This is a genomic window from Microbacterium sp. MMO-20 (genome assembly GCF_037147735.1).
GTDB lineage: Bacteria > Actinomycetota > Actinomycetes > Actinomycetales > Microbacteriaceae > Microbacterium.
The window spans coordinates 14,382-36,974 of the sequence record NZ_JBBCUU010000003.1 but is presented as its reverse complement, the minus strand read 5'-3'; the positions used below and the strand labels follow the sequence as shown (position 1 = coordinate 36,974).

The window sequence follows — 22,593 nt, the reverse complement described above, 5'->3', positions numbered from 1 at the left end:
GTCATTCTCCATTCATGTCGCTGGCGGCGCGCTGCGCGTTCGCTCTGTCGAGGGCGCCTCCCTTGATCGTCGCATACGCGTACATCGCTCCGAAAACCAGGCCGACGACGGCGAGGGCGGGCTCGAGGAAACCCGCAAGGACGATGACCAGCTGCCAGAACCAGCCGAGCGCGATCCCCCAGTCGTTGCGTACGAACGCCGACGTCACGACGAGCAGCACGGCGAGCACCGAGCCGATGACGATCCCCCACCACGGCTCGAGTCCCGCGGGGAGAGCTTTCAACCCGTACAGCACGAGCCCCCCGAGGAAGACGACGAGCGTTTCGCACCCGAGGACGATGGATGCCAGTGACTCGCGCGCGCCGCGTTGCCGACGCACGCGCGGGGCACGTCGCGAAGAGCCGGCGGAGTCTGCGCTCACGCCTGCCACCCGTCCTTCCAGTTCTCCTCCGCCGCGAGCTGCAGCGCCTCACCCGCGAGGACGACGCTCCCTGCGATCACGACAGCGCGCCGGTCCGAAGCCGACGCCCATTCGCGCGCCGCTTCCGCGGCCTCGGCGAGGTCGCGGTGCACGCTCACCTGGCCGCCGAGGCCTTCCACGAGGTCCGCGATCGTGTCCGCATCCGCGGCGCGCTCCGATTCGGGGGCCGTGGCGAACACGTGTGTCGCCGCGGGCGTGATCGCGGCGACGATGCCCGCCACGTCCTTATCTCCGAATGCTCCGAGCACGACCCCCCACTCGTCGAAGTCGAACGAGTCGTCGAGCGCCTGCACGAGCGCGCGCGCCCCGTGCGGGTTGTGCGCGGCGTCTACGAGAACCGTCGGCGCCACGCCCACGAGCTGGAGACGACCGGGCGAGGTCACCTGCGCGAGGCCGTCGGCGACGACATCCGGCGCGAGGGCCTGCGCTCCACCGCCGATGAGTGACTCCACGGCGGCGATGGCGAGAGCCACGTTGTGCCCCTGGTGCGCGCCGTAGAGCGGCAGGTAGAGATCGTCGTAGCGCCCCGCGAGGCCCTGGACGCTGATCTGCTGACCGCCGACGGCGAGATGCTGCGCGGACAAGCCGAAGGCGTCGCCCTCGACGGCGAAGGCGGCCCCGCGCGCCGCGGCTGTGCGCCGCAGGACGCCGAGTGCCCCGGCATCCTGCTCGGCGGAGACGACCGTGGCGCCGTCTTTGATGATGCCGGCCTTCACGGTCGCGATCTCCTCGATCGTCTCGCCGAGCTTGTCGGCATGGTCGAGGTCGATCGGTGCGAAGACGGCGACGTCACCGTCGGCGGTGTTCGTCGAGTCCCATGACCCGCCCATGCCGACTTCGATCACCGCGACATCCACGGGTGCGTCGGCGAACGCGACGAAAGCGAGGACCGTCAGTAGCTCGAAGAAGGTGAGAGGAGCGTCGCCCGTCGCCTGAAGCTGCGCGTCGACGATGCCGATGAAGGGCTCCACTTCTGCCCAGGCATCCGCGATCAGGCCATCGTCGATGGGCTCGCCGTCGATCATGATGCGCTCGGTGAACCGTTCGAGGTGCGGACTTGTGAACAGACCGGTCCGCAGGCCCGTCGCGCGCACGACCGACTCCGCGATCCGCGCCGTCGAGGTCTTGCCGTTCGTGCCGGTCACGTGAATGACGCGATACGTCTTCTGCGGGTCGTCGAGCAGCTCCAGAACGCGCCGAGTGCGCTCGACGCGCGGCTGCACCCACTGCTCGCCCTGCCGGGTCAGCAGCGCCGAGTAGACGGCGTCCGCGCGCCTGCGGTCGTTCATGACTGTCCTCCGAGACGAGTGACGGCGACGGAGAATCCCCCGGCGTTGGCGTAGGTGCCCGCGGTGACGGATGCCGTGTACTCCGCATCGACGGTCTCCGCTGCGGCGAGAACAGAACCCTCGCCGAGGAGCGCCTGACCACCGGGCGCGACGACGGCGAAGTCGAGCGCGAGCGTCTCGGCTGCGACCTGCGCCGTGTCGAAGGCGGACGCGACGGCGCGGGCATCATCGTCGTCGTCGAAGAGAAGCTGCAGGCGGATGCGGTCACTCACGTCGAACCCCGCGGCCTTACGTGTGTCCTGCACGGCTCGGATGACGTCGCGCGCGAGTCCCTCCGCCTCGAGTTCGGGAGTCGTCGTCGTGTCGAGGAGGACGAAGCCGTCGCCCGCGAGGAGAGCGATCGCCGTGCCCTCCGCGACACCGCCCGCCTCGAGCGTCAGCTCGTACTCGCCCTCGGCAAGGGCGACCCCGTCGACGACGACGACGCCGTCCTCGACACTCCACACGCCGGCCTTGGCGCCCGCGATCACGTGCTGCACCTGCTTTCCGAGTCGCGGACCAGCGGCGCGTGCATTCACGGCCAAACGCTGACTGATGCCGTACTCCTCGGCGAGACCCTCGGTGAGGGGGACGAGCTCGACCGCCTTGACGTTGAGTTCGTCACGGAGGATGTCCTCGAACTGCCCGAGGGCATCGGCCTCGGCGAGAGCGACCGTGAGGCGCGGCAGCGGCAGCCGCACGCGCTTGCTTTCCTTCTTGCGCAAGGCGTTGGCGACGGACGACACCTCGCGGACGGCATCCATCGCGAGGCGGATTTCGGGCGATGCGGGGAACGCGGCGGGGTCGGGCCAGTCCTCCAGGTGCACGCTGCGACCCCCGGTGAGGCCCTGCCAGATGCGCTCCGACACGAGCGGAATGAGGGGCGCGGCGACGCGGGTGAGTGTCTCGAGAACCGTGTACAGCGTGTCGAAGGCCTCGGTGGATGCCTCGTCCTCGGCATCCACGCCGACCCAGAATCGATCGCGGGAGCGCCGGATGTACCAGTTGGTCAGCGCCTCGGCGAAGTCGCGCAGACGCGCGGCCGCAGTGGTCGAATCGAGCGCATCGAGGTCGGACGCCACGTCGCGGACGAGGTCGCCCAGAAGCGCCAGGATGTAGCGGTCGAGGACGTCCGTCGAGTCGGTGCGCCACCGCGCCTCGTAGCCCGCTCCCCCGTCACCGCCGGCCGCGTTGGCATAGGTCGCGAAGAAGTACCACGCGTTCCACAGGGGCAGCAGGAACTCGCGCACGCCGGCTCGGATCCCTTCCTCGGTCACGACGAGGTTTCCGCCGCGCAGCACCGACGACGCCATCAGGAACCACCGCATGGCGTCGGACCCGTCGCGATCGAACACCTCGCTGACGTCGGGGTAGTTGCGCAGAGACTTCGACATCTTCTGCCCGTCGCTGCCGAGGACGATGCCGTGGCACGCCACACCCGAGAACGCCGGACGCTCGAACAGCGCCACCGACAGGACGTGCATGACGTAGAACCAGCCGCGGGTCTGCCCGATGTACTCGACGATGAAGTCGGCCGGTGCGTGGGTATCGAACCATTCGCGGTTCTCGAACGGATAGTGCACCTGTGCGTAGGGCATCGATCCCGAGTCGAACCAGACGTCGAAGACGTCCTCGATGCGCCGCATCGTCGAACGGCCGGTGGGGTCGTCGGGGTTCGGCCGCGTGAGATCGTCGATGTACGGGCGATGCAGGTCGACCTCTCCGGCCTCGTTGCGCGGGAGGCGTCCGAAGTCGCGCTCGAGCTCTTCGAGCGAGCCGTAGGCGTCGACGCGCGGATACTCCGGGTCGTCGCTCTTCCACACGGGGATGGGCGAGCCCCAGAACCGGTTGCGGCTGATCGACCAGTCCCGGGCGCCCTCGAGCCACTTGCCGAACTGACCGTGCTTGACGTTCTCGGGCGCCCAGGTGATCTGCTCGTTCGCCGAGATCAGGCTGTCCTTGATGTCGGTGACCCGCACGAACCAGCTCGATACGGCCTTGTAGATCAGGGGGTTGCGGCACCGCCAGCAGTGAGGGTACGAGTGCTCGTACGACGCTTCGCGCAGGAGTCGTCCCTCGGCCTTGAGCAGACGGATGAGGGGGCGGTTGGCGTCCATCCAGAGCTCACCGGCGACGTCGGTCACCTGCGGCAGGAACCGTCCGCCGTCGTCGAGGCTCATGATGAGCGGGATGCCGGCCGCCGACGTGACCCGCTGGTCGTCCTCACCGTAAGCGGGCGCCTGGTGGACGATGCCGGTTCCGTCGGTGGTCGTGACGTAGTCGTCGACGAGGATGCGCCAGGCGGTGCCGGTGCCCCACGTCTCGGCATCCGCGTAGTAGTCGAAGAGCCGGTCGTAATGCACGTCGCGCAGCTCTTCGCCGCGGAGCGTGCGCTCGACGGCCTCCACCGCAGCCGCCGCGCCCTCGTAGCCGAGGTCCTTCGCGTAGTTCGCGAGCAGGTCGGATGCCAGCAGGTAGCGGTGCGCCGCCGCGCCCTCGCTATCGTCTCCTGCCTTCACGTCCGCGGCGCCGGCAGGCCCGCCCGGGACGACGACGTACTCGATGTCGGGGCCGACCGCGAGGGCGAGGTTCGTGGGCAGTGTCCACGGCGTCGTCGTCCAGGCGAGCGCGCGGACACCGGTGAGCCCGAGGGTCTCCGCCTTCGCGCCGACGAGGGGGAAAGTCACGGTGACTGACGGATCCTGGCGCATCTTGTAGACGTCGTCGTCCATGCGCAGCTCGTGGTTCGACAGCGGGGTCTCGTCGCGCCAGCAGTACGGCAGGACGCGATGGCCCTCATAGGCGAGGCCCTTGTCCCACAGTGTCTTGAACGCCCACAGGACCGACTCCATGTATCCGGTGTCGAGGGTCTTGTAGCCGCGTTCGAAGTCGACCCAGCGGGCCTGGCGGGTGACGTAGTCCTCCCACTGCTGGGTGTACTCCAGCACCGAATCCTTCGCCTTCGCGTTGAACGCGGCGATGCCCATGTCCTCGATCTCGCTCTTCTCGGTGATGCCGAGCTGCTTCATGGCTTCGAGCTCCGCAGGGAGGCCGTGCGTGTCCCATCCGAACACACGGTCGACCTTCTTGCCCCGCATCGTCTGGAAGCGCGGGAAGAGGTCCTTCGCATACCCCGTGAGGAGGTGGCCGTAGTGCGGCAGCCCGTTCGCGAACGGCGGGCCGTCGTAGAACACCCACTCGTCCGCTCCGTCGCGCTGCTCGATCGAAGCGCGGAAGGTGTCATCGCGCTCCCAGAAGGCGAGGACGTCTCGCTCGATCTCGGGGAACCTCGGGCTCGGAACGACCTCGGCGGCGGGGCCGAAAGCGGAAGTGCGAGGGTAGGTCATGTCTCTCCAGCAGGTGCGTGCGATGCTTCCTGCGAGGACGATCTGCGCTTTCGCGGCAACCGCGGTACCACCCCGCTTGTCCACCCGACGGCGGACCACTCTCCTGCGGCGATGACGGGCCTGCCCCGCGCGGTTCTAGTCACCTCGATGCTCCGAGGCTTTCTTCCGCGAGCTCCCCGGTGATGGCCGGATCGATGCTGCTGCGTTCATCATACCCGCCGTCTAGGCTGGCCGGCATGGCCCCATCCCGACGCGCGCCCGGGCCGCGGGCTCCACGCACGGCGTCTCCTGACGTGGCCGCCGTGACCCACGACGAGGTGGTCCTCGCACCCCGGATGGAGGGATTCGGTGCGCGTCTGCGCGCGTCCGGCCCCGAGGCGAGCGCCGCGCACGCGCACCTCGTCGAGTGCCGGCTCGACGAGGCATCCCTCACCCGACTCGACCTCGCCGGCGCCACTCTGACCGATGTCGCAGTCACAGGGCTGCGCACGGCCGAGGTCAGCGCGCCCGACGGCGCGTGGCGGAACGTCGAGGTCACCGGTGGCCGCATCGGCACCCTCGCCGGGCTGCGGATGCGATGGGACGCCGTCACCCTGCGGAGTGTGCGCATCGACTACCTGTCGCTGCCATCCGCCGAGATGGCCGATGTGCTCATCGTCGACTGCACGATCGGCGCGCTGGACCTCCCCGAGGCGCGCCTGGACCGCGTCCGTTTCGACGGTACACGCGTCGACGAAGTCGACACGCGCAGGATCAGGGCGACCGACCTCGACCTGCGAGGCCTCGAGGCCGCTTCGTTCACCGACGTGCGCGCGCTCGCGGGCGCCTGGCTGGAGCCTCGCCAGGTCGAGTTTCATGCCCTCGCATTCGCGGAGGCCCTCGGCATTCGCGTGACCTCATGATCCTGAAGACCGCGCGCCTCGATCTGCGCGAGCTGACGGATGAAGACCTGCCGGCGCTCCGGCGCATCCTGCACGATCCGCTCGCGATGGTCGCCTACGAGGGAGCGTTCGACGACGACGAGTCGCTCGCGTGGCTGCGGCGCATGCAGCGGCGCTACCGTGAGGACGGTTGCGGTCTGTGGGCGGTGGTGCTGCGGGCGACCGGCGAGATGATCGGCCAGTGCGGCATCACCCGGCAGTTCATCGACCGCGACGAGGTCTTCGAAGTCGGATACCTGTTCGCGCGCGCACACTGGCATCGCGGCTACGCGGTCGAAGCGGCAGCAGCGTGCCGCGACTGGGCGTTCGAGACCCTGCCCATCGATGAGCTCTACGCCAAGGTGCGCTCGACGAACGTCGCCTCGATGAACGTTGCGATCCGGCTCGGGATGACCGTCCGGCGCACGTTCACCACCCACTACCGCGGCATCGACATGCCCCATCTCGCCTTCGCCCTCTCGCGGAGAGCCTGGGGCCGAACGCGATAGAATCGGCCAACAACCACACTCAGGCACGCTCACACAGTGCCGCCCATATCGCTCGAGGAGATACCCATGGCCGACGCGCAGATTCCCGACAAGCCCGCCCTGGAAGGCCTCGAGCAGAAGTGGGATGCCGCGTGGGCGGCGCAGGGCACCTATCTTTTCGACCGTGAGACTGCCCAGGCCAAGGGACGGGCGGGCGTGTACTCGATCGACACTCCCCCGCCGACGGCGTCCGGGTCGCTGCATATCGGCCACGTCTTCAGCTACACCCACACCGACGTCAAGGCCCGCTTCGAGCGTATGCGTGGCAAGACCGTGTTCTACCCGATGGGCTGGGACGACAACGGCCTGCCGACCGAGCGCCGCGTGCAGAACTACTACGGCGTGCGCTGCGACACGTCGCTGCCCTACGACCCCGACTTCACGCCGCCCTTCCGCGGCGACGCGAAGAGCCTCAAGCCCGCTGATCAGGTGCCGATCAGCCGCCGCAACTTCATCGAGCTGTGCGAGGAACTGACTCTCGAAGACGAGAAGCAGTTCGAAGCGGTGTTCCGCCAGCTCGGGCTCTCCGTCGACTGGACGCAGACCTATCGCACGATCTCGGACGACACCATCCGCACGAGCCAGCTCGCGTTCCTGCGCAACCTCGAGCGCGGCGAGGCGTACCAGGCTATGGCGCCGACCCTCTGGGACATCGACTTCCGCTCCGCGATCGCCCAGGCAGAGCTCGAAGACCGCGAGCAGCAGGCGAGCTACCACCGCCTCGCCTTCCACAAGACCGACGGCTCGGGTGACATCCACATCGAGACGACCCGCCCCGAGCTCCTCGCCGCGTGCGTCGCGCTCGTCGCGAACCCGGGCGACGAGCGTTATCAGCCGCACTTCGGCAAGACCGTCCGCACCCCGATCTTCGATGTCGAGGTGCCTGTGCTCGCCCACCCTCTCGCGCAGCAGGACAAGGGGTCCGGCATCGCGATGGTCTGCACCTTCGGCGACGTGACCGACATCGTCTGGTGGCGCGAGCTCGATCTGCCGAACCGAACGATCCTCGGGCAGGACGGTCGTGTGCTGGCCGATGCGCCGGAAGCGCTGACGACGGATGCCGCGAGAGCCGCCTACGCCGAGATCGCGGGCCTCACGGTCTTCAGCGCGAAGAAGAAGATGGTCGAGTTGCTCGAGGCCTCCGGCGAGCTGATCGAGGTGTCGAAGCCCTTCAACCACCCCGTGAAGTTCTACGAGAAGGGCGACCGCGCGCTCGAGATCGTCTCGACGCGTCAGTGGTATCTCCGCAACGGCGCACGCGACGAGGCATTCCGCGAGAAGCTGATCGCGCTCGGGCGCGGCATGGACTGGCACCCCGACTTCATGCGGGTGCGTTACGAGAACTGGACGAACGGCCTCACCGGAGACTGGCTCATCTCGCGCCAGCGCTTCTTCGGCGTGCCGATCCCCGTCTGGTACCCCCTCGACGAGCACGGCGAACGGGTCGAGGGCGGTGTGATCACTGCAGAGGGCGCGGCGCTCCCGGTCGATCCGACGATCGACGTGCCCCCGGGGTACACGGAGGACCAGCGCGGCGTGGCGGGCGGCTTCGAAGGCGAGAAGGACGTCTTCGACACCTGGGCGACGTCCTCGCTCACTCCGCAGCTCGCCGGCGGGTGGCAGCGCGATGACGAGCTCTGGACCCTGGTAGCCCCCTTCGACGTGCGCCCGCAGGGTCAGGACATCATCCGCACGTGGCTGTTCTCGACGATGGTGCGCTCGGCACTCGAGGACGACCGCGCGCCGTGGACGGATGCCTCGATCTCGGGCTTCATCGTCGACCCCGACCGCAAGAAGATGTCCAAATCGAAGGGCAATGTCGTGACCCCGGCCGACATCCTCGAGCAGCACGGCACCGACGCGGTGCGGTACTGGTCGGCATCCAGCCGGCTCGGTGCCGACGCGGCTTTCGACCCGCAGAACCCGACGCAGGTGAAGATCGGCCGCCGCCTCGCTATCAAGGTGCTGAACGCCGCCAAGTTCGTGCTGTCGTTCCCCGCGCCCGAGGGCGCGCGGGTGACCCATGACCTGGATGCCGCGATGCTCGCCACGCTCGACGAGGTCGTCCGTGACGCGACGAAGGCCTTCGAGTCCTACGACCACGCCCGCGCGCTGGAAGTGACCGAGTCGTTCTTTTGGACGTTCTGCGACGATTACCTCGAGCTCGTGAAGGAGCGCGCGTATAACCAAGCCGATGCCGGGCAGGCATCCGCCGCGCTGGCCTTGCGCCTTGCGCTGTCGACGCTCCTGCGCCTGCTCGCTCCGGTGCTCGCTTTCGCGGCCGAAGAGGCGTGGTCGTGGTTCGAGGAGGGGTCGATCCACACGGCGGCGTGGCCGACGCCGCTCGAGATCGACGGCGATCCGGCCGTGCTGAAGGCCGCGAGCGAGGCGCTCATCGGCATCCGTCGCGCGAAGACCGAGGCGAAGGCCTCTCAGAAGACGCCCGTCGCACGACTGGCGCTCACGGCGGATCCGGTGACGGTGGACCTCATTCGACGTGCCGAGGGAGATCTCCGCGCCGTCGGACGCATCGCGCAGCTCGACCTCTCCACCGACGAGCAGCGGTCGGTGGGGTTCACGATCGACGCGGTCGAACTCGCGGATGGGGAGGCCTGAGGTGCAGCTCGGCACCCGCTGGACCAGCGGCGACGAGCCGCCGGCAGCGGTGCCTGCGATGTTGCACGCGCAGATCCATGCCGTCGACCGTGCGATCCCCGGCGACGATCTCGGTCAACCGCGCCCGCGGTGGACGCTGACCTTCCTGGAGGGGAGGCCGATCGCGGAGCTCGACACGGGCATGATCGTCGAGCTGACCGCCGGGGGTGAGGTCGTCGTGCGCCACGACGAGGAGGACGAGTTCGGCTGACCCGGCTCGAACTCGGCTAGCGCAGCCCGAGCAGATGCGCTCGCGCGCGTTCAGCGTCCCGCGCGGCAGATAGCTCATCGTCGGTGCGCAACCGCTCCAGCGTTCGTTCACGGCGCGCCTCGCGGCGCTCCATGCGGTCGGCGACCCACGTGCTCAGCGCCGCCGCCGCGCCGAGAGCGAGACGTTCCGCGCGGGTTGGCGCGGCGAACCGGCTGTGGACGAGTGCCATCAGCGGCCTCCCTCGGCGGGGGAACTCGACGTCGCGTCGATCGGGAACATGTCGAGACGGATCAGGTATGGACGGACGTCGTCACCCTCCTGATCGCGGTGATTCTCCACGGCAGCTGTGATGATGCGGTTGATGTCTGCCGCGATCTCGGTGAACTGCGCCCGGGTGAGCCGAGTCGTCGCCGTCGACAGTTCGGCCGCGGGATGGATTTCGCCTTCGTCGCGCAGCGACTCGTCGATGAACCGCATGAGCTGCTCGTGCCGCTGACGGTACGTCTCGGTGACGACGATCTGAGAGGCCGCCCGCCCCGACGGCGTCCGCAGCGACTCCTCACTCGATATCGACACCGCGCCACGGGGCCGCTCCCACCAGCGTTCACGCGCGGTACCGCGTCCCTCGACCTCCCGAATGAGGTCGTGCTTGGCGAGTGCGCGCAGATGGTAACTGGTGGCTCCGCTCGACTCCCCCAGCCGCTCCGCGAGGGAGCTCGCCGTCTGCGGCCCGTACTGACTGAGGATGTCGAAGATCCGCACCCGGAGCGGATGCGCGAGCGCCTTCAGTGCCCGCGCATCCAGTGTGCGTGGGCTCGTCGCGTCGGTCATAGTGCAAAGATATCGCTGCAAAGAGGACTTTGCAAGTGTTTCTTTGCAGAAGTCAACGCGGAGCCATCTAGGCTGGGCGGGTGACCGACGCCGCACTGAACCCCCTCCTCATCGATGCTCCGCTCCCCTACGGCCTTCCCGACTATCGGACGATCGCGCCGGAACACTACCTGCCGGCTTTCGAGCAAGCCTTCGCCGAGCACCGGGCCGAGATCGACGCGCTGACGCGGGTGCGGTCCATGCCGACGTTCGAGAACACGATGGTGGCCTGGGAGCGCTCCGGCGACCTGCTGGGCCGTGTCGCCCGCACGTTCTACACGGTCTCCTCCGCGGATGCGACGGCAGCGATCCAGCGGATCGAGGAGACACTGGCCCCCCTGATGGCAGCGCATGAGGATGCCATCCTGTTGAATTCCGCCCTCTACTGGCGGGTGAAGGTCCTGCACGACGCCCTCGACCAGCTCGGGCTGACGGCGGAGGAGCGCTACCTCGTCGAACGCCGCTACCGCGAAATGACGCACGCGGGCGCCGCACTCGACGACGAGCAGAAGGAGCGCCTGACAGAGCTCAACCAGCGCCTCTCGGTGCTGACGACGACGTTCGAGAAGAACCTCCTCGCCGACACGAACGACCTCGCCGTGGTGTTCGAGGACGCCGCGGAGCTCGACGGTCTCACCGAGGGCGAGCTGTCCGCGGCGGCGCAGAACGCCGTCGACCGTGGACTCGAGGGGAAGTTCGTCATCACCCTGACCCTGTTCACGGGTCATCCCTACCTCTCAAGCCTCACGAATCGTGAGAGCCGACGTCGCCTGCTGACCGCCTCCCGCTCCCGCGGGTCGCGCGGCAACGAGAACGACAACACCGCCGTCCTTCGGGAGATCGTGCGGCTGCGCGCGGAGCGCGCGGCGCTCCTCGGGTACGACAGCCACGCCGCCTACGTGACGAGCGATGAGACGGCGGGATCACCTGAAGCTGTGCACGCGCTCCTGCGGCGACTTGCCTCCCCGGCCGCGGCGAATGCGCGGGTCGAGCAGGCCGCCCTCCAGGCGATCGTGGATGCCTCGGACGCGCCCTTCTCGCTCGAGGCGCACGACTGGGCGTACTACACCGAGCGTGTCCGCGCGGCGAAGTACGATCTCGATCGCACCGCCCTGCGCCCGTGGTTCGAAGCGGAGCGGGTCCTTCAGGACGGCGTCTTCCGAGCCGCCACGGAGCTCTACGGCATCACGTTCACCGAGCGAGCCGACCTGCCGGGCTATCACCCCGATGTGCGAGTCTTCGAGATCCACAACCCCGACGGCTCAGGGCTCGGGCTCTTCCTCCTGGACCTGTATACCCGCGACACGAAGCGCGGCGGAGCCTGGATGAACTCGATCGTCTCCCAGTCGGCCCTCCGCGGTACGTCCCCGGTCGTCGTGAACAACCTCAACGTCCCCAAGCCTGCCGACGATCGCCCCACTCTCCTCACACTCGACGAGGTCACGACGCTCTTCCACGAATTCGGTCACGCGCTGCACGGCCTGTTCGCCACCGTCACGTTCCCGCACTTCGCCGGTACGGCGGTCTTCCGCGATTTCGTGGAGTTCCCCTCGCAGGTGAATGAGATGTGGATCCTCTGGCCGGAGATCCTCGCTGCGTATGCGCGTCACGTCGACACCGACGAGCCGCTCCCCGCCGACGTCGTGGAGAGGCTGCATGCTTCGGAGGCCTTCAACCAGGGCTTCGCGACGAGCGAGTACCTCGCAGCGGCGTGGCTCGATCAGGCGTGGCACGCGCTCGGCGCAAGCGCCGCAGAGTCTGTGGAGGATGTCTCGACGTTCGAGGCAGCGGCCCTCGCCGATATCGGCCTCGACAACCCCGCCGTCCCGACCCGCTACTCGTCGACCTACTTCGCGCACGTCTTCTCGGGCGGGTACAGCGCCGGGTACTACTCCTACATTTGGAGCGAGGTGCTCGACGCCGACACCGTGGAGTGGTTCCGCGAGAACGGGGGGCTCACCCGCGCCAACGGAGACCGCTTCCGGACGCGCCTGCTCGGTGTCGGAGGCTCGAAGGACCCGCTCGAGGCGTACCGCGACTTCCGCGGCCGTGACGCCGACATCGCACCGCTCCTCGTCCGCCGCGGTTTAGGGGGCTGACCGCCGTCAGTCGACAGCGGGTGCCACCGCGTACACCAAGCGCGCGAACTGACCGGTGGCATGCGCCGAGAGCAGGCGCAGGCGGTCAGAGGCGAGGTGGCGAGGGAGGAGCGGGGCGCCGCCCGTGAGAAACACAGGAGCAACCGAAAGCGCAATCTCATCGAGCGCGCCGGCGTCGAGGAACTGACCCGCGAGGTCTCCACTGCCGACGACCCATACGTCTCCGTCACCCGCCGCCTGGATGGCAGGGAGCGCGACTGCCACGGGCCCCGAGACGAATCGGACGTCCGCACCTTCCGGCGTCGTCAACGATCGCGTCGTGAACACGAACGTGGGTCGATCTCCGTGGAACCCGCGCCACTTCTCCGGGTGGTCGAGGATGTCTTCCTCCGCAGGGATCCATTCGTAGGTCGTCGAACCTTCGACCAGCACGGTAGCGTTCGCCGGCAGCATCGTGGCGTCCGGCTCGGAGCCGCCGTCGACGCAGCGGCGAGCTGTCCGGGTCAGGCGCTCTTGCGCTTGCGCTCCAAGACGAGGGTGGGTGCCGCGCCTTCCGTGACCGACGCCCGGGTCACGATGACCTTGGCGACGTCGTCGACCGAAGGAATCTCGAACATGATCGGCCCGAGCACGTCCTCGAGGATCGCCCGAAGGCCGCGGGCGCCGGTCTTGCGCGCGACGGCGAGATCGGCGATCGCCATGAGCGCGTCGTCCTCGAACTCGAGTTCGGCGCCGTCGAGCTGGAACATGCGCTGGTACTGCTTCACGAAGGCGTTCTTGGGCCCCGTGAGAATCTCGATGAGCGCCTCCTGGTCGAGCGGAGCCACCGACGTGACGACGGGAAGGCGCCCGATGAACTCGGGGATGAGGCCGAACTTGTGGAGGTCTTCCGGCTCCACCTCGCTGAAGAGATCGAGCTCCTTGCCCTTCTCCTGCAGCGGCGCTCCGAAGCCGACGCCGTGGCGCCCGACGCGCGACGAGATGATGTCTTCGAGACCCGCGAACGCACCGGCGACGATGAAGAGCACATTCGTCGTATCGATCTGGATGAACTCCTGGTGCGGGTGCTTGCGTCCACCCTGCGGCGGAACCGAGGCGACGGTGCCCTCGAGGATCTTCAGCAGCGCCTGCTGCACGCCCTCCCCCGACACGTCCCGTGTGATGGACGGGTTCTCGGCCTTGCGGGCGATCTTGTCGACCTCGTCGATGTAGATGATGCCGGTCTCGGCGCGCTTCACATCGAAGTCGGCGGCCTGCAGAAGCTTGAGAAGAATGTTCTCGACGTCCTCGCCGACGTAGCCCGCTTCGGTAAGGGCTGTGGCATCGGCGACCGCGAACGGCACGTTGAGCCGCTTGGCCAGGGTCTGAGCGAGGTAGGTCTTGCCGCAGCCAGTGGGCCCCAGGAGCAGAATGTTGCTCTTCGCGATCTCGACTTCATCGGCGCGCTGCTCCGCGGTCTGGATGGTGCCGTGCGCACGGACGCGCTTGTAGTGGTTGTAGACGGCCACGGAGAGGGCGCGCTTTGCGGCATCCTGCCCGACGACGTACTCCTCCAGGAACGCGAAGATCTCCCGCGGCTTCGGCAGGTCGAAGTCGGCGACCGTCCCCTCGCCAGCCTCAGCCATGCGTTCTTCGATGATCTCGTTGCACAGCTCGACGCACTCGTCACAGATGTAGACACCGGGACCGGCGATGAGCTGCTGCACCTGCTTCTGGCTCTTGCCGCAGAAGGAGCACTTGAACAGGTCGGCACTCTCACCGATGCGAGCCATGACCACTCCTTCAGAGAACTCTCAGGGATTCGAGCCTAACCGCTGACACCGACATCGCGGCGGATTGCGACGCGACGTGTGGACAGTCCGCACGCACGACGGCCCCGACCGCGGATCGCCTCCGCGCGTCGGGGCCGCTGTCTGCGGCATCCAGTCAGGACGACAGCGCCGCCGGAAGGCGCTTGCGCGACGTGAGCACCTGGTCGACCAGGCCGTACTCGAGGGCTTCACTCGCGGACAGGATCTTGTCGCGGTCGATGTCCTTGTTCACCTGCTCCTGCGTGCGGTTCGTGTGCCGGGCCATGGTCTCCTCGAGCCAGGTGCGCATACGCAGGATCTCGGCAGCCTGGATCTCGATGTCGGAGGCCTGCCCGTGTCCCGACTCACCGACGGCGGGCTGGTGCATGAGGATGCGCGCGTTCGGAAGCGCAAGGCGCTTGCCGGGTGCGCCGGCGGCGAGCAGGACGGATGCTGCCGATGCCGCCTGGCCGAGCACCACCGTCTGGATCTGCGGCGACACGTACTGCATCGTGTCGTAGATCGCGGTCATGGCTGTGAATGAGCCGCCGGGCGAGTTGATGTACATGATGATGTCGCGGTCGGGGTCCTGCGATTCGAGGACGAGCAGCTGAGCCATGACGTCGTCCGCGGACGCGTCGTCGACCTGCACGCCCAGGAAGATCACGCGGTCTTCAAACAGCTTGTTGTACGGGTCCTGGCGCTTGAAGCCGTAGGCCGTGCGCTCCTCGAACTGCGGGAGGATGTAGCGGCTCTGCGGCATGAGGCCGGGCTGGAGGCTGTGCGGCGCGCCGAAGGCGGGTGTGTTCATTCTGATATCTCCTTCGGTCAGTTCGCGTCCGTGCCGCCGCCGCCGACGACGTCGGCCGCCGACTCGCGGATGTGGTCGACGAACCCGTACTCGAGTGCCTCATCGGCCGTGAACCAGCGGTCGCGGTCGCCGTCGGCGTTGATCTGCTCGACGCTCTTGCCGGTCTGCGCGGCGGTGATCTCGGCGAGGCGGTTCTTCATCGAGATGATGAGCTGCGCCTGCGTCTGGATGTCGCTCGCGGTCCCGCCGAAGCCGCCGTGCGGCTGGTGCAGCAGGACGCGAGCGTTCGGCGTGATGTAGCGCTTGCCCTTCGTACCGGCAGTGAGCAGCAGCTGGCCCATCGAGGCCGCCATGCCGATGCCGACGGTGACGATGTCATTCGGCACGAACTGCATCGTGTCGTAGATCGCCATTCCCGCCGTGATCGAGCCGCCGGGCGAATTGATGTACAGGTAGATGTCTCGCTCGGAGTCTTCGGCGGCAAGGAGCAGGATCTTGGCGCAGATCTCGTTCGCGTTGTCGTCGCGCACCTCCGAGCCCAGCCAGATGATGCGGTCCTTCAGCAGTCTGTCGAAGACGCTCGTGGCGACAAGTGGTTCAGCCATGGATACTCCTGATTCCGGGTTTCCTTACGTCATCGAATCTACCCAGGCGGGCGCTGGTGCCCGGCCGTGTTCGCCGTCGGCGGAGCGCGTGTCGAGGCGGGTCGGTCGCGGACGACGATGGGCCGGATGCCGTGGCATCCGACCCATCGATCGTGCGGTGTCAGCCTTACTCTGCGTCGGCCTTCTTCGCGGGAGCCTTCTTCGCCGCCGGCTTCTTGGCGGCGGGCTTCTTCTCTGCGGGCGCTTCGGCGGCGTCGGCGCTCGCGTCCTTCTTCGCGGCGGGGGCCTTCTTGGCGGCGGGCTTCTTGGCGGGCGCCTTCTTCGCGGGCTTCTCCTCAGCGTCGTCGGCAGCGGCGTCCGCCTCGTCCTCGACGGCGACGAAACCGGTGAGGTCGACGGGCTTGCCGTTGGTGTCGACCACTTTCACCTTGCCGAGCGCGATCGCAAGCGCCTTGTTGCGGGCGACCTCGCCGACCATGAGGGGCAGCTGGTTGCCCTGCTGCAGCGCGTCGACGAACTCCTGAGGCGCCATTCCGTACTGCGCGGCGGACTGGATGAGGTACTGCGTGAGCTCGTCCTGCGAGACCTGCACGTCGTGCGCCTCGGCGAGCTTGTCGAGGATCATCTGGGTACGGAACTGCTTCTCGCTGGCCTCCGTCACCTCCGCGCGGTGCTCGTCGTCCTCGAGGCGGCCCTCGCCCTCGAGGTGCTGGTGCACCTCGTCCTCGACGAGCTGCGCGGGCACGGGGATGTCGACCGCGGCGATGAGCGCCTCGACCAGCTTGTCGCGGGCGGCAGCTCCCTGCACGAACACCGACTGCTCGGCGACGCGCTCGGCGAGGCTGTCGCGCAGCTCCGCGATCGTGTCGAACTCGCTGGCCATCTGCGCGAAGTCGTCGTCGGCGTCGGGCAGTTCGCGCTCCTTGACGGCGGTGACGTTCACCGAGACCTCGGCCTCCTCGCCGGCGTGGTCGCCGCCGACGAGCTTCGAGCGGAAGGTCGTGTCCTCGCCGGCGGTCAACGACTCGACGGCCTCGTCGATACCCTCGAGGAGCTCGCCCGAGCCGACCTCGTAGGACACGCCTTCGGCGCGGTCGATCTCGGCGCCGTCGATCGTGGCGACGAGGTTGAGCTCGACGAAGTCGCCCTTGGCAGCGGGACGGTCGACCGTCACGAGCGTGCCGAAGCGACCGCGCAGGCGGTCCAGCTCGGCATCCACAGCGGCGGCGTCGGTCTCGACCGGCTCGATCTCGACGGTCACGCCGGAGAGCTCGGGGAGGTCGAACTCGGGACGCACGTCGACCTCGACCTCGACCTTGAGGTCACCGGAGAAGTCCTTATCGCTCGGCCAGTCGATGACCTCGGCAGACGGGCGGCCGACGGTGCGGACCTCGTTGGCCGTGACGGCCTCGCGGTAGAAGCCGTCCAGACCCTCGCTGACGGCGTGCTCGATGACGGCGCCGCGACCGACGCGCTGGTCGATGATCGGGGCGGGCACCTTGCCCTTGCGGAAGCCGGGGATCTGGATGTCCTGCGCGATGTGCTCGTAAGCGTGCGCGATCGACGGCTTGAGCTCGTCGGGGGTGACCGAGATGTGGAGCTTGACCCGGGTCGGGCTGAGCTTCTCGACGGTGCTGGTGACCATGCCTGTTCGTTCTCCTCGTGTTCGGTCGCGCGCGGGCGCGTCCGGTTCTGGGTCTGTGGGGTCCGTTGGTCGGGGCGACAGGATTTGAACCTGCGGCCTCCCGCTCCCAAAGCGGGCGCTCTACCAAGCTGAGCTACGCCCCGGGCGCGCACGCGAGCGAGCGCCGAAAAACGGCCGTTGGTCAGTCTAGCCGACGCGACCTTGTACACTCTTCAAGGTGCTGCTTCACAGCAGCTCCGGGGATGTAGCTCAATGGTAGAGCTTCAGTCTTCCAAACTGACGGCGCGGGTTCGATTCCCGTCATCCCCTCCACATCGCCTTCGCGTCCGCGGAGTTCAGCTCATCGGCTCCGCCGACGCGTGGTTCGCGGAGTGAGCGCGGTAGATCTCTGCATTTCGCAAGATGCCGGCGCGCTCCTCGTCCGTCAGCGCGCGCCGTACTTTCGCCGGCACGCCGGCGACGAGCGAACCGTCGGGGATCTGCGCGCCCTCCAGCACGACCGCTCCCCCGGCGACGAGGCATCCCGATCCGATCACGGCACCGGAGAGGATGACGCTTCCCATGCCGATGAGGGTGCCGTCGCCGATCGTGCAGCCGTGCACGACGGCGTTGTGACCGACCGAGACGTCGCGTCCGATGACGACCGGGTGCCCGGCATCGACGTGCACCGAGACGTTGTCCTGCAGATTGCTGCCGGCGCCGAGAGTGATCGCATCGCTGTCGCCGCGGACGACGGCGTTGTACCAGACGCTTGCCCCCTCCTCCAGGGTGACGTCGCCGATCAGCCGCGCACCGCTCGCGACGAACGCCGCTTCGTGCAGGCGGGGTGAAGATCCGGAGAGCGAAAGGACTGAGGCGTCGGCGGCGATCGTCATGCCGCCGACGATAGCCGCATTCCGCCACGATCCGACGGACCTAAGCCCAGCCTTGTCTTGCTTGCGGAATGCGGGGGCCTGAGTAGCATTGGATGAGACGAGGGGGGTATCCCGCCCCGCCCAGTGGAGGAGCAGAGCAATGACCAAGACGCAGACCATCTCGATGACCGCGACCGGCCCCGAGGCCGCGTCGAGCACGGCGCAGTTCCTCACTCCCGTCGTCCTCGGCCTGCAGGCTCTCGCCGTCAACGGCAAGCAGGCGCACTGGAACGTGCGCGGCGCCAACTTCATCGCCATCCACGAACTGCTCGACAGCGTCGTCTCGAACGCGCAGGGTTTCGCCGACCTCGCCGCCGAGCGCATCGTCGCCCTCGGCCTGCCGATCGACGCGCGCGTATCGACGATCGCCGAGAAGACCGGGGCGTCGCAGGTCCCCGCAGGCTTCGCGCAGTGGCAGGACGAGATCGTGGCGATCGTCACCGACATGGATACCGTGATCGCCGATGTGCAGGCCGCGATCGACGGACTCGATGAGACAGACCTCACCAGCCAGGACGTCGCGATCGCGATCAAGGCCGGACTCGAGAAGGACCGCTGGTTCCTCTCGGCGCACCTCGCCGCCTGACCGCCGCTGCAGGATTCGGATGCCCCGGGCGCGGCCCGGGGCATCCGCCGTTTCATGCCAAGAAGGTGAGACGCCCTTCCAGGAGCGTGGCCTGCACCTGGGTCCCCCGGAGCGCGGTTTCGTCGACGGCGAGGGGATCGCGGTCGACGACGACGAGGTCGGCGAGGTCGCCCGGCATGAGCGTGGCGCGCGTGAACGAGCCACCGGCGGTGGAGGCGGCGAGGGCCGTCCCGGCATCCAGCGCTTCGTCAGGTCGCCAGGCGGGGCGTCCGTCGCGTGTCCGGAACACGGCGGCGGCCATCGCCGCCCAGGGGTCGAGCGGTGCCACCGGAGCGTCCGATCCGAACAGGAGATTGGTGCCGGCCGCGGCGAGCGAGCGCAGCGGATACGCGATACCGGTCTGACCCGACCAGATCGAATCGGTCATGTCGCGATCGTCGATCGCATGCTCGGGCTGCACGCTCGCGGAGACGCCGAGTCGGGCGAACCGCGGGATGTCGGCGTGCGCGAGCAGCTGGGCGTGCTCGATCGTGCCCGTCGCCCCGGTCGCGGCGAACGCGTCGAGCGCGTGCGAGTTCGCGACATCGCCGATCGCGTGCACGGCGCACTCCAGACCCGCCCCGGTCGCGCGGGTCATCATCTCGACGAGCGCGTCCGGCGCCACGGTCAGGACGCCGTGGTTGTGCGGATCACCCGGGTAGGCGCGCGCCGTGGCGGCCGTGCGCGTGCCGAGCGACCCGTCGGTGATGATCTTGAGAGCGCCGACGCGGATGAGCCCCGCCGGATCGAGCGCGTCGCCGGTTTCGAGTCCTTCGGCGATCGCGCGTTCGAGTTGCGGCGGGTAGATCCCGAACCGGATGCGGGTCGCGTCGAATCCGGCATCCCGGCGCCGGACCCACGCCTCGGCGTTCCATGCCATGTCCAGATCGACGACGCCGACGATCCCGCGGGATGCCGCCTCGCCGAGCGCAGCGGTGACGAGGCGATCGCCGTCGAGCGGGTCTGCAGCGTTCAGGCGGCGCGAGATCTCGAAGGCCGGCTCCTCGCGGAGCAGCCCGCTGTCGTCGAGCGCGAAGCCCTCTCGACGGAACGCGGCGCTGTTGAGCCACACGCTGTGCACATCGGCATTGATGAGGTAGGTCGGGACGTCGCCCGTGACGTCGTCGAGGAGAGCCAGGGCGGGGGCATCCGGCCACAGCGCATCGCGGAAGCCGGTGCCGACGCGGCGGCCGTCCGGCAGGACCGGCGCATGCGCCATGATCGCGGCGGCTTCGGCTGCGGACTTCGCACGCCCGAGCGCCTCGCGCTGTGCGACGAGCGCCCACTGCACGGTATGCACGTGATGATCCCAGAGCCCGGGGATGACCCATCCGCCCGCTGCCTCCACGACGGCGCCGCGGCGGGGCAGCGCCCCGGCGGGTGCGATGTCGGCGATCACGCCGCCCGCGAGATGTACGTCGACCAGGTCGTCGCCGAAGGGGTCGAGCCTCTCGGCTCCGGTGAGACGCGCGTTCGCGATGACCGTGGGCCGGTCGCCCAGGATCACGATCGTCCCGCTCGGGCAGCGCGGAGCGCGTCATGCGCCCGCCGCATCTCGTCCGCCAAGCGGGCGTCCGCATACGGACCAGCGCCGGCTTCGAGCTGCGTGATGATCGTGTCGACAACCTCGTCGGGACGGTTCTGGCTCAGCTTGCGCTTGGCCACCACTTTCGTCGGCGTGAGGCGGAAACCCACCGTCCCGCGCTCGAGGCGACGCACATACTCCTCGTCGTTGGGGGGCTGCCAGAGATCCCGCGGCTGGGGAAGTGTGCTCTCGAAGCGCGCGACGAGCCTATCGAGCACACGGAGGTTCTCGTCGGGGTCGAGGATCTCCGGTGTGCCACTGAGATGAGCCGAGACGAAGTTCCACGTCGGCACGCCCGGACCCTCGCCGTACCACCCGGGCGAGATGTAGCCGTGCGGACCCTGCACGATCACGAGCAGTTCGCGCTCGCCGAGGCCGAGGATCGCATCGTCGGGCTTACCGACGTGACCGACGATCGTGAGATCATCGCGGTCGTCGTCGAGGAGCACGGCATAGTGCGATGCGACGAGGCCCGCATCCGTCATGCTCACCAGCGTCATCCAGGGGTTCAGATCGATGACGCGGCGCAGCTCCGCGACATCCGTCATCGCGAAACTCGGGTTCTGTCTCATACGGCACTCACTTCTGACAGGACGGACACCAGTAGAGCTTGCGCGCGCCCATCTCCTCGAGGACGATCTCCGTCCCGCAGACACGGCAGGGCAGGCCGGCGCGGTGGTACACCCAGTGCCGGTCGTCGCGGCTCGCCATCGCGCGGCGATAAGCCTCCGGGTCGAGGTCGTCCATGGTCATCATCTGGCCGGTTTCGACGCCGATCCGCAGGAGCGTGGCCCAGTCGTGCCAGACCGCCCGCACGAGCTCCTCGGGGACGAGCTTGCCGGGAGTGTGCGGGTCCAGAAGCGCCCGGTAGAGCAGCTCGGCGCGATAGACGTTGCCGATGCCGCTGACGACGCTCTGGTCCATGAGCAGCAGGCCGATCGGTGTGGGCTTTCGCCGCACGACCTCGACGAAGCGCTCCTCGCCCTCTGCCGGGTCGTCGACGAGCGGGTCGGGGCCCAGCTTCGCGATCGTCGCCTGGACGTCGTGGGGCGTCTGCAGCTCGCACGCCGTCGGGCCGCGCAGGTCGGCACAGGTCGCCTCGGTCAGCAGACGCAGTCGCACCTGACCGACGACCGGCGGGGGGAACACGTCGTCCTCCCCTTCCAGACCCCGGGTCTGCTCACTCATCCGCACGCGGCCTCGTGCGCGGCGCGGCGCACCGATCGAGCTGAGCGAGTTCTCACCGGCGCCATCCAGGACGGGCTCCCCGAGGTCGGTCCCCCGCTGATTCGTCTGCCCCATCCGCCCGTTCGCCGAAGCGATCGTCGGATCCACGAGGATCTCCCCCGCGAAATCCCACGCCCCGTACATGCCGAGGTGGACACGCAGCCACAGATCGCCCTCGAAGCCGAGGAACATCTGCTTGCCGACCGCGCGCACCGAGACCGCCTCACGCCCGTCGATCAGCGCGGCGCCCTCGGCGAATCGGCCCTGAGGGCTGGAAGCCGACACGGCGCGCCCGACGAAGTTCCGGTCGAACTGGCGCGCGATCCGGTGGACGGAGTGGCCCTCGGGCATCAGCCGGCTTCGGGGTCGAACGCGTCGATGGACTCGCCGCCGGACGGGGCGGACTCGCCGGCACGTGGGTCGGGCAGCAACGAGCCGTCGCGCTCGAAGTCGGCGAGCTGCGCGATGCGGCGCGCGTGGCGCTCCTCCCCCGAGAAGGGCGTCGCTATGAAGCGGTCGATGAACGTCACCGCCTCCTCGAACGTGTGTTGGCGCGCCCCGATCGCGATGACGTTGGCGTCGTTGTGCTCGCGCGCGAGCTCCGCCGTCGCGATCGACCACACCAGCGCGGCGCGCACGCCCTCGACCTTGTTCGCGGCGATCTGCTCGCCGTTGCCGGAGCCGCCGAAGACGACGCCCAGCGTGGGGATGCCGGCGCGCTGGTCACGGACGACGGCCTGCGCCGCGCGGATGCAGAAGGCCGGGTAGTCGTCGAGCGGGTCGTACTCGATCGGGCCGTGATCGACGACCTCGTGCCCCTGGGCGGCGAGATGGTGCTGAAGCTGGGTGGAGAACTCGAGGCCGGCGTGGTCGGTCGCGATGTGGATACGCATGCGTCCATCCTAGGGAGCCGCGCGAGGAGCCGATCGGGA

General features: G+C 68.5%; 21 protein-coding genes and 2 tRNA genes. 7 read left to right on the top strand and 16 right to left on the bottom strand.

Translation table 11 applies throughout. The features are described 5' to 3' along the window. Position 1 precedes the first annotated feature (1 nt). The 3 genes from WFI52_RS06130 to ileS are packed head-to-tail and all read right to left on the bottom strand — an operon-like array spanning position 2 to position 5,156. Positions 2 to 430: a DUF4233 domain-containing protein gene (locus WFI52_RS06130; RefSeq protein ID WP_442927710.1), complete on the bottom strand. Its 429-nt coding sequence runs from the start codon at positions 428 to 430 to the stop codon at positions 2 to 4. Continuing rightward, a complete protein-coding gene (locus WFI52_RS06125; protein WP_336626125.1) occupies positions 418 to 1,770 on the bottom strand; it encodes a bifunctional folylpolyglutamate synthase/dihydrofolate synthase in 1,353 nt (450 codons plus the stop codon). The genes WFI52_RS06130 and WFI52_RS06125 overlap by 13 nt, the downstream gene beginning before the upstream one ends. Further along, a complete protein-coding gene (gene ileS, locus WFI52_RS06120; RefSeq protein ID WP_336626124.1) occupies positions 1,767 to 5,156 on the bottom strand; it encodes an isoleucine--tRNA ligase in 3,390 nt (1,129 codons plus the stop codon). Before ileS ends, WFI52_RS06125 begins: the two co-directional genes overlap by 4 nt. Before the next feature lie 293 nt (positions 5,157 to 5,449). On the opposite strand from ileS, the gene WFI52_RS06115 reads away from it, so the two are divergent. The 4 genes from WFI52_RS06115 to WFI52_RS06100 all read left to right on the top strand — a co-directional run bounded on the left by WFI52_RS06115 (position 5,450) and on the right by WFI52_RS06100 (position 9,490). Continuing rightward, positions 5,450 to 6,058, top strand: coding sequence for a pentapeptide repeat-containing protein (locus WFI52_RS06115; RefSeq protein WP_336626123.1), 609 nt, complete (start codon positions 5,450 to 5,452; stop codon positions 6,056 to 6,058). Further along, a complete protein-coding gene (locus tag WFI52_RS06110) occupies positions 6,055 to 6,585 on the top strand; it encodes a GNAT family N-acetyltransferase (RefSeq protein WP_336626122.1) in 531 nt (176 codons plus the stop codon). Before WFI52_RS06115 ends, WFI52_RS06110 begins: the two co-directional genes overlap by 4 nt. A 66-nt stretch (positions 6,586 to 6,651) precedes the next feature. Further along, entirely contained in the window at positions 6,652 to 9,240 is a 2,589-nt protein-coding gene (valS, locus tag WFI52_RS06105) for a valine--tRNA ligase (protein WP_336626121.1), read from the top strand. Further along, the gene (locus tag WFI52_RS06100) at positions 9,227 to 9,490 is read left to right on the top strand and encodes a hypothetical protein (protein ID WP_442927709.1); all 264 of its coding nucleotides are present in this window, start codon (positions 9,227 to 9,229) and stop codon (positions 9,488 to 9,490) included. Before valS ends, WFI52_RS06100 begins: the two co-directional genes overlap by 14 nt. Positions 9,491 to 9,506: 16 nt before the next feature. Here the strand turns inward: WFI52_RS06100 and WFI52_RS06095 are convergent, their stop codons facing one another. Beyond that, complete coding sequence (locus WFI52_RS06095; RefSeq protein ID WP_336626120.1) at positions 9,507 to 9,719, bottom strand: hypothetical protein; 213 nt, start codon at positions 9,717 to 9,719, stop codon at positions 9,507 to 9,509. After that, positions 9,719 to 10,321 carry an ArsR/SmtB family transcription factor gene (locus tag WFI52_RS06090; protein WP_336626119.1) on the bottom strand — a complete coding sequence of 201 codons (603 nt, stop codon included), beginning with the start codon at positions 10,319 to 10,321 and terminating at the stop codon, positions 9,719 to 9,721. Before WFI52_RS06090 ends, WFI52_RS06095 begins: the two co-directional genes overlap by 1 nt. Before the next feature lie 80 nt (positions 10,322 to 10,401). Between WFI52_RS06090 and WFI52_RS06085 the strand changes: the two genes are divergently transcribed. Next, on the top strand, positions 10,402 to 12,459 hold the full coding sequence (locus WFI52_RS06085) for a M3 family metallopeptidase (protein ID WP_336626118.1): 2,058 nt from the start codon (positions 10,402 to 10,404) through the stop codon (positions 12,457 to 12,459). A gap of 6 nt (positions 12,460 to 12,465) precedes the next feature. On the opposite strand, the gene WFI52_RS06080 is transcribed toward WFI52_RS06085, so the two are convergent. From WFI52_RS06080 to WFI52_RS06055, 6 genes are all read right to left on the bottom strand, one after another. Then, entirely contained in the window at positions 12,466 to 12,891 is a 426-nt protein-coding gene (locus tag WFI52_RS06080) for a dihydrofolate reductase family protein (RefSeq protein ID WP_336626117.1), read from the bottom strand. Between the two features lie 71 nt (positions 12,892 to 12,962). Continuing rightward, a complete protein-coding gene (clpX, locus tag WFI52_RS06075) occupies positions 12,963 to 14,231 on the bottom strand; it encodes an ATP-dependent Clp protease ATP-binding subunit ClpX (protein WP_336626116.1) in 1,269 nt (422 codons plus the stop codon). A 154-nt stretch (positions 14,232 to 14,385) separates the two neighbouring features. Then, complete coding sequence (locus WFI52_RS06070) at positions 14,386 to 15,060, bottom strand: ATP-dependent Clp protease proteolytic subunit (protein ID WP_336626115.1); 675 nt, start codon at positions 15,058 to 15,060, stop codon at positions 14,386 to 14,388. A 17-nt stretch (positions 15,061 to 15,077) separates the two neighbouring features. Continuing rightward, positions 15,078 to 15,665 carry an ATP-dependent Clp protease proteolytic subunit gene (locus WFI52_RS06065; protein WP_336626114.1) on the bottom strand — a complete coding sequence of 196 codons (588 nt, stop codon included), beginning with the start codon at positions 15,663 to 15,665 and terminating at the stop codon, positions 15,078 to 15,080. A 166-nt stretch (positions 15,666 to 15,831) separates the two neighbouring features. Then, positions 15,832 to 17,310: a trigger factor gene (gene tig, locus WFI52_RS06060; RefSeq protein ID WP_336626113.1), complete on the bottom strand. Its 1,479-nt coding sequence runs from the start codon at positions 17,308 to 17,310 to the stop codon at positions 15,832 to 15,834. A 66-nt stretch (positions 17,311 to 17,376) separates the two neighbouring features. Beyond that, positions 17,377 to 17,453: transfer RNA gene (locus tag WFI52_RS06055), tRNA-Pro, on the bottom strand. Between the two features lie 95 nt (positions 17,454 to 17,548). Here WFI52_RS06055 and WFI52_RS06050 point away from each other — a divergent pair. Then, positions 17,549 to 17,622 (top strand) — tRNA-Gly (locus WFI52_RS06050). A 23-nt stretch (positions 17,623 to 17,645) separates the two neighbouring features. Here WFI52_RS06050 and WFI52_RS06045 read toward each other — a convergent pair. Continuing rightward, entirely contained in the window at positions 17,646 to 18,185 is a 540-nt protein-coding gene (locus tag WFI52_RS06045) for a gamma carbonic anhydrase family protein (RefSeq protein ID WP_336626112.1), read from the bottom strand. 139 nt (positions 18,186 to 18,324) lie between these two features. Here WFI52_RS06045 and WFI52_RS06040 point away from each other — a divergent pair, with 139 nt between their 5' ends. Then, positions 18,325 to 18,810, top strand: a complete 486-nt coding sequence (locus WFI52_RS06040) for a Dps family protein (protein ID WP_336626111.1) — start codon at positions 18,325 to 18,327, stop codon at positions 18,808 to 18,810. 52 nt (positions 18,811 to 18,862) lie between these two features. Here WFI52_RS06040 and WFI52_RS06035 read toward each other — a convergent pair whose 3' ends face one another. The 4 genes from WFI52_RS06035 to WFI52_RS06020 are packed head-to-tail and all read right to left on the bottom strand — an operon-like array spanning position 18,863 to position 22,554. After that, entirely contained in the window at positions 18,863 to 20,356 is a 1,494-nt protein-coding gene (locus WFI52_RS06035; protein ID WP_336626110.1) for an amidohydrolase, read from the bottom strand. After that, positions 20,353 to 21,006, bottom strand: coding sequence for an FMN-binding negative transcriptional regulator (locus WFI52_RS06030; RefSeq protein ID WP_336626109.1), 654 nt, complete (start codon positions 21,004 to 21,006; stop codon positions 20,353 to 20,355). Before WFI52_RS06030 ends, WFI52_RS06035 begins: the two co-directional genes overlap by 4 nt. Positions 21,007 to 21,013: 7 nt before the next feature. Beyond that, a complete protein-coding gene (locus WFI52_RS06025) occupies positions 21,014 to 22,012 on the bottom strand; it encodes an Fpg/Nei family DNA glycosylase (protein WP_336626108.1) in 999 nt (332 codons plus the stop codon). Then, complete coding sequence (locus WFI52_RS06020; protein ID WP_336626107.1) at positions 22,012 to 22,554, bottom strand: ribose-5-phosphate isomerase; 543 nt, start codon at positions 22,552 to 22,554, stop codon at positions 22,012 to 22,014. The genes WFI52_RS06025 and WFI52_RS06020 overlap by 1 nt, the downstream gene beginning before the upstream one ends. Between the last annotated feature and the right edge of the window lie 39 nt (positions 22,555 to 22,593).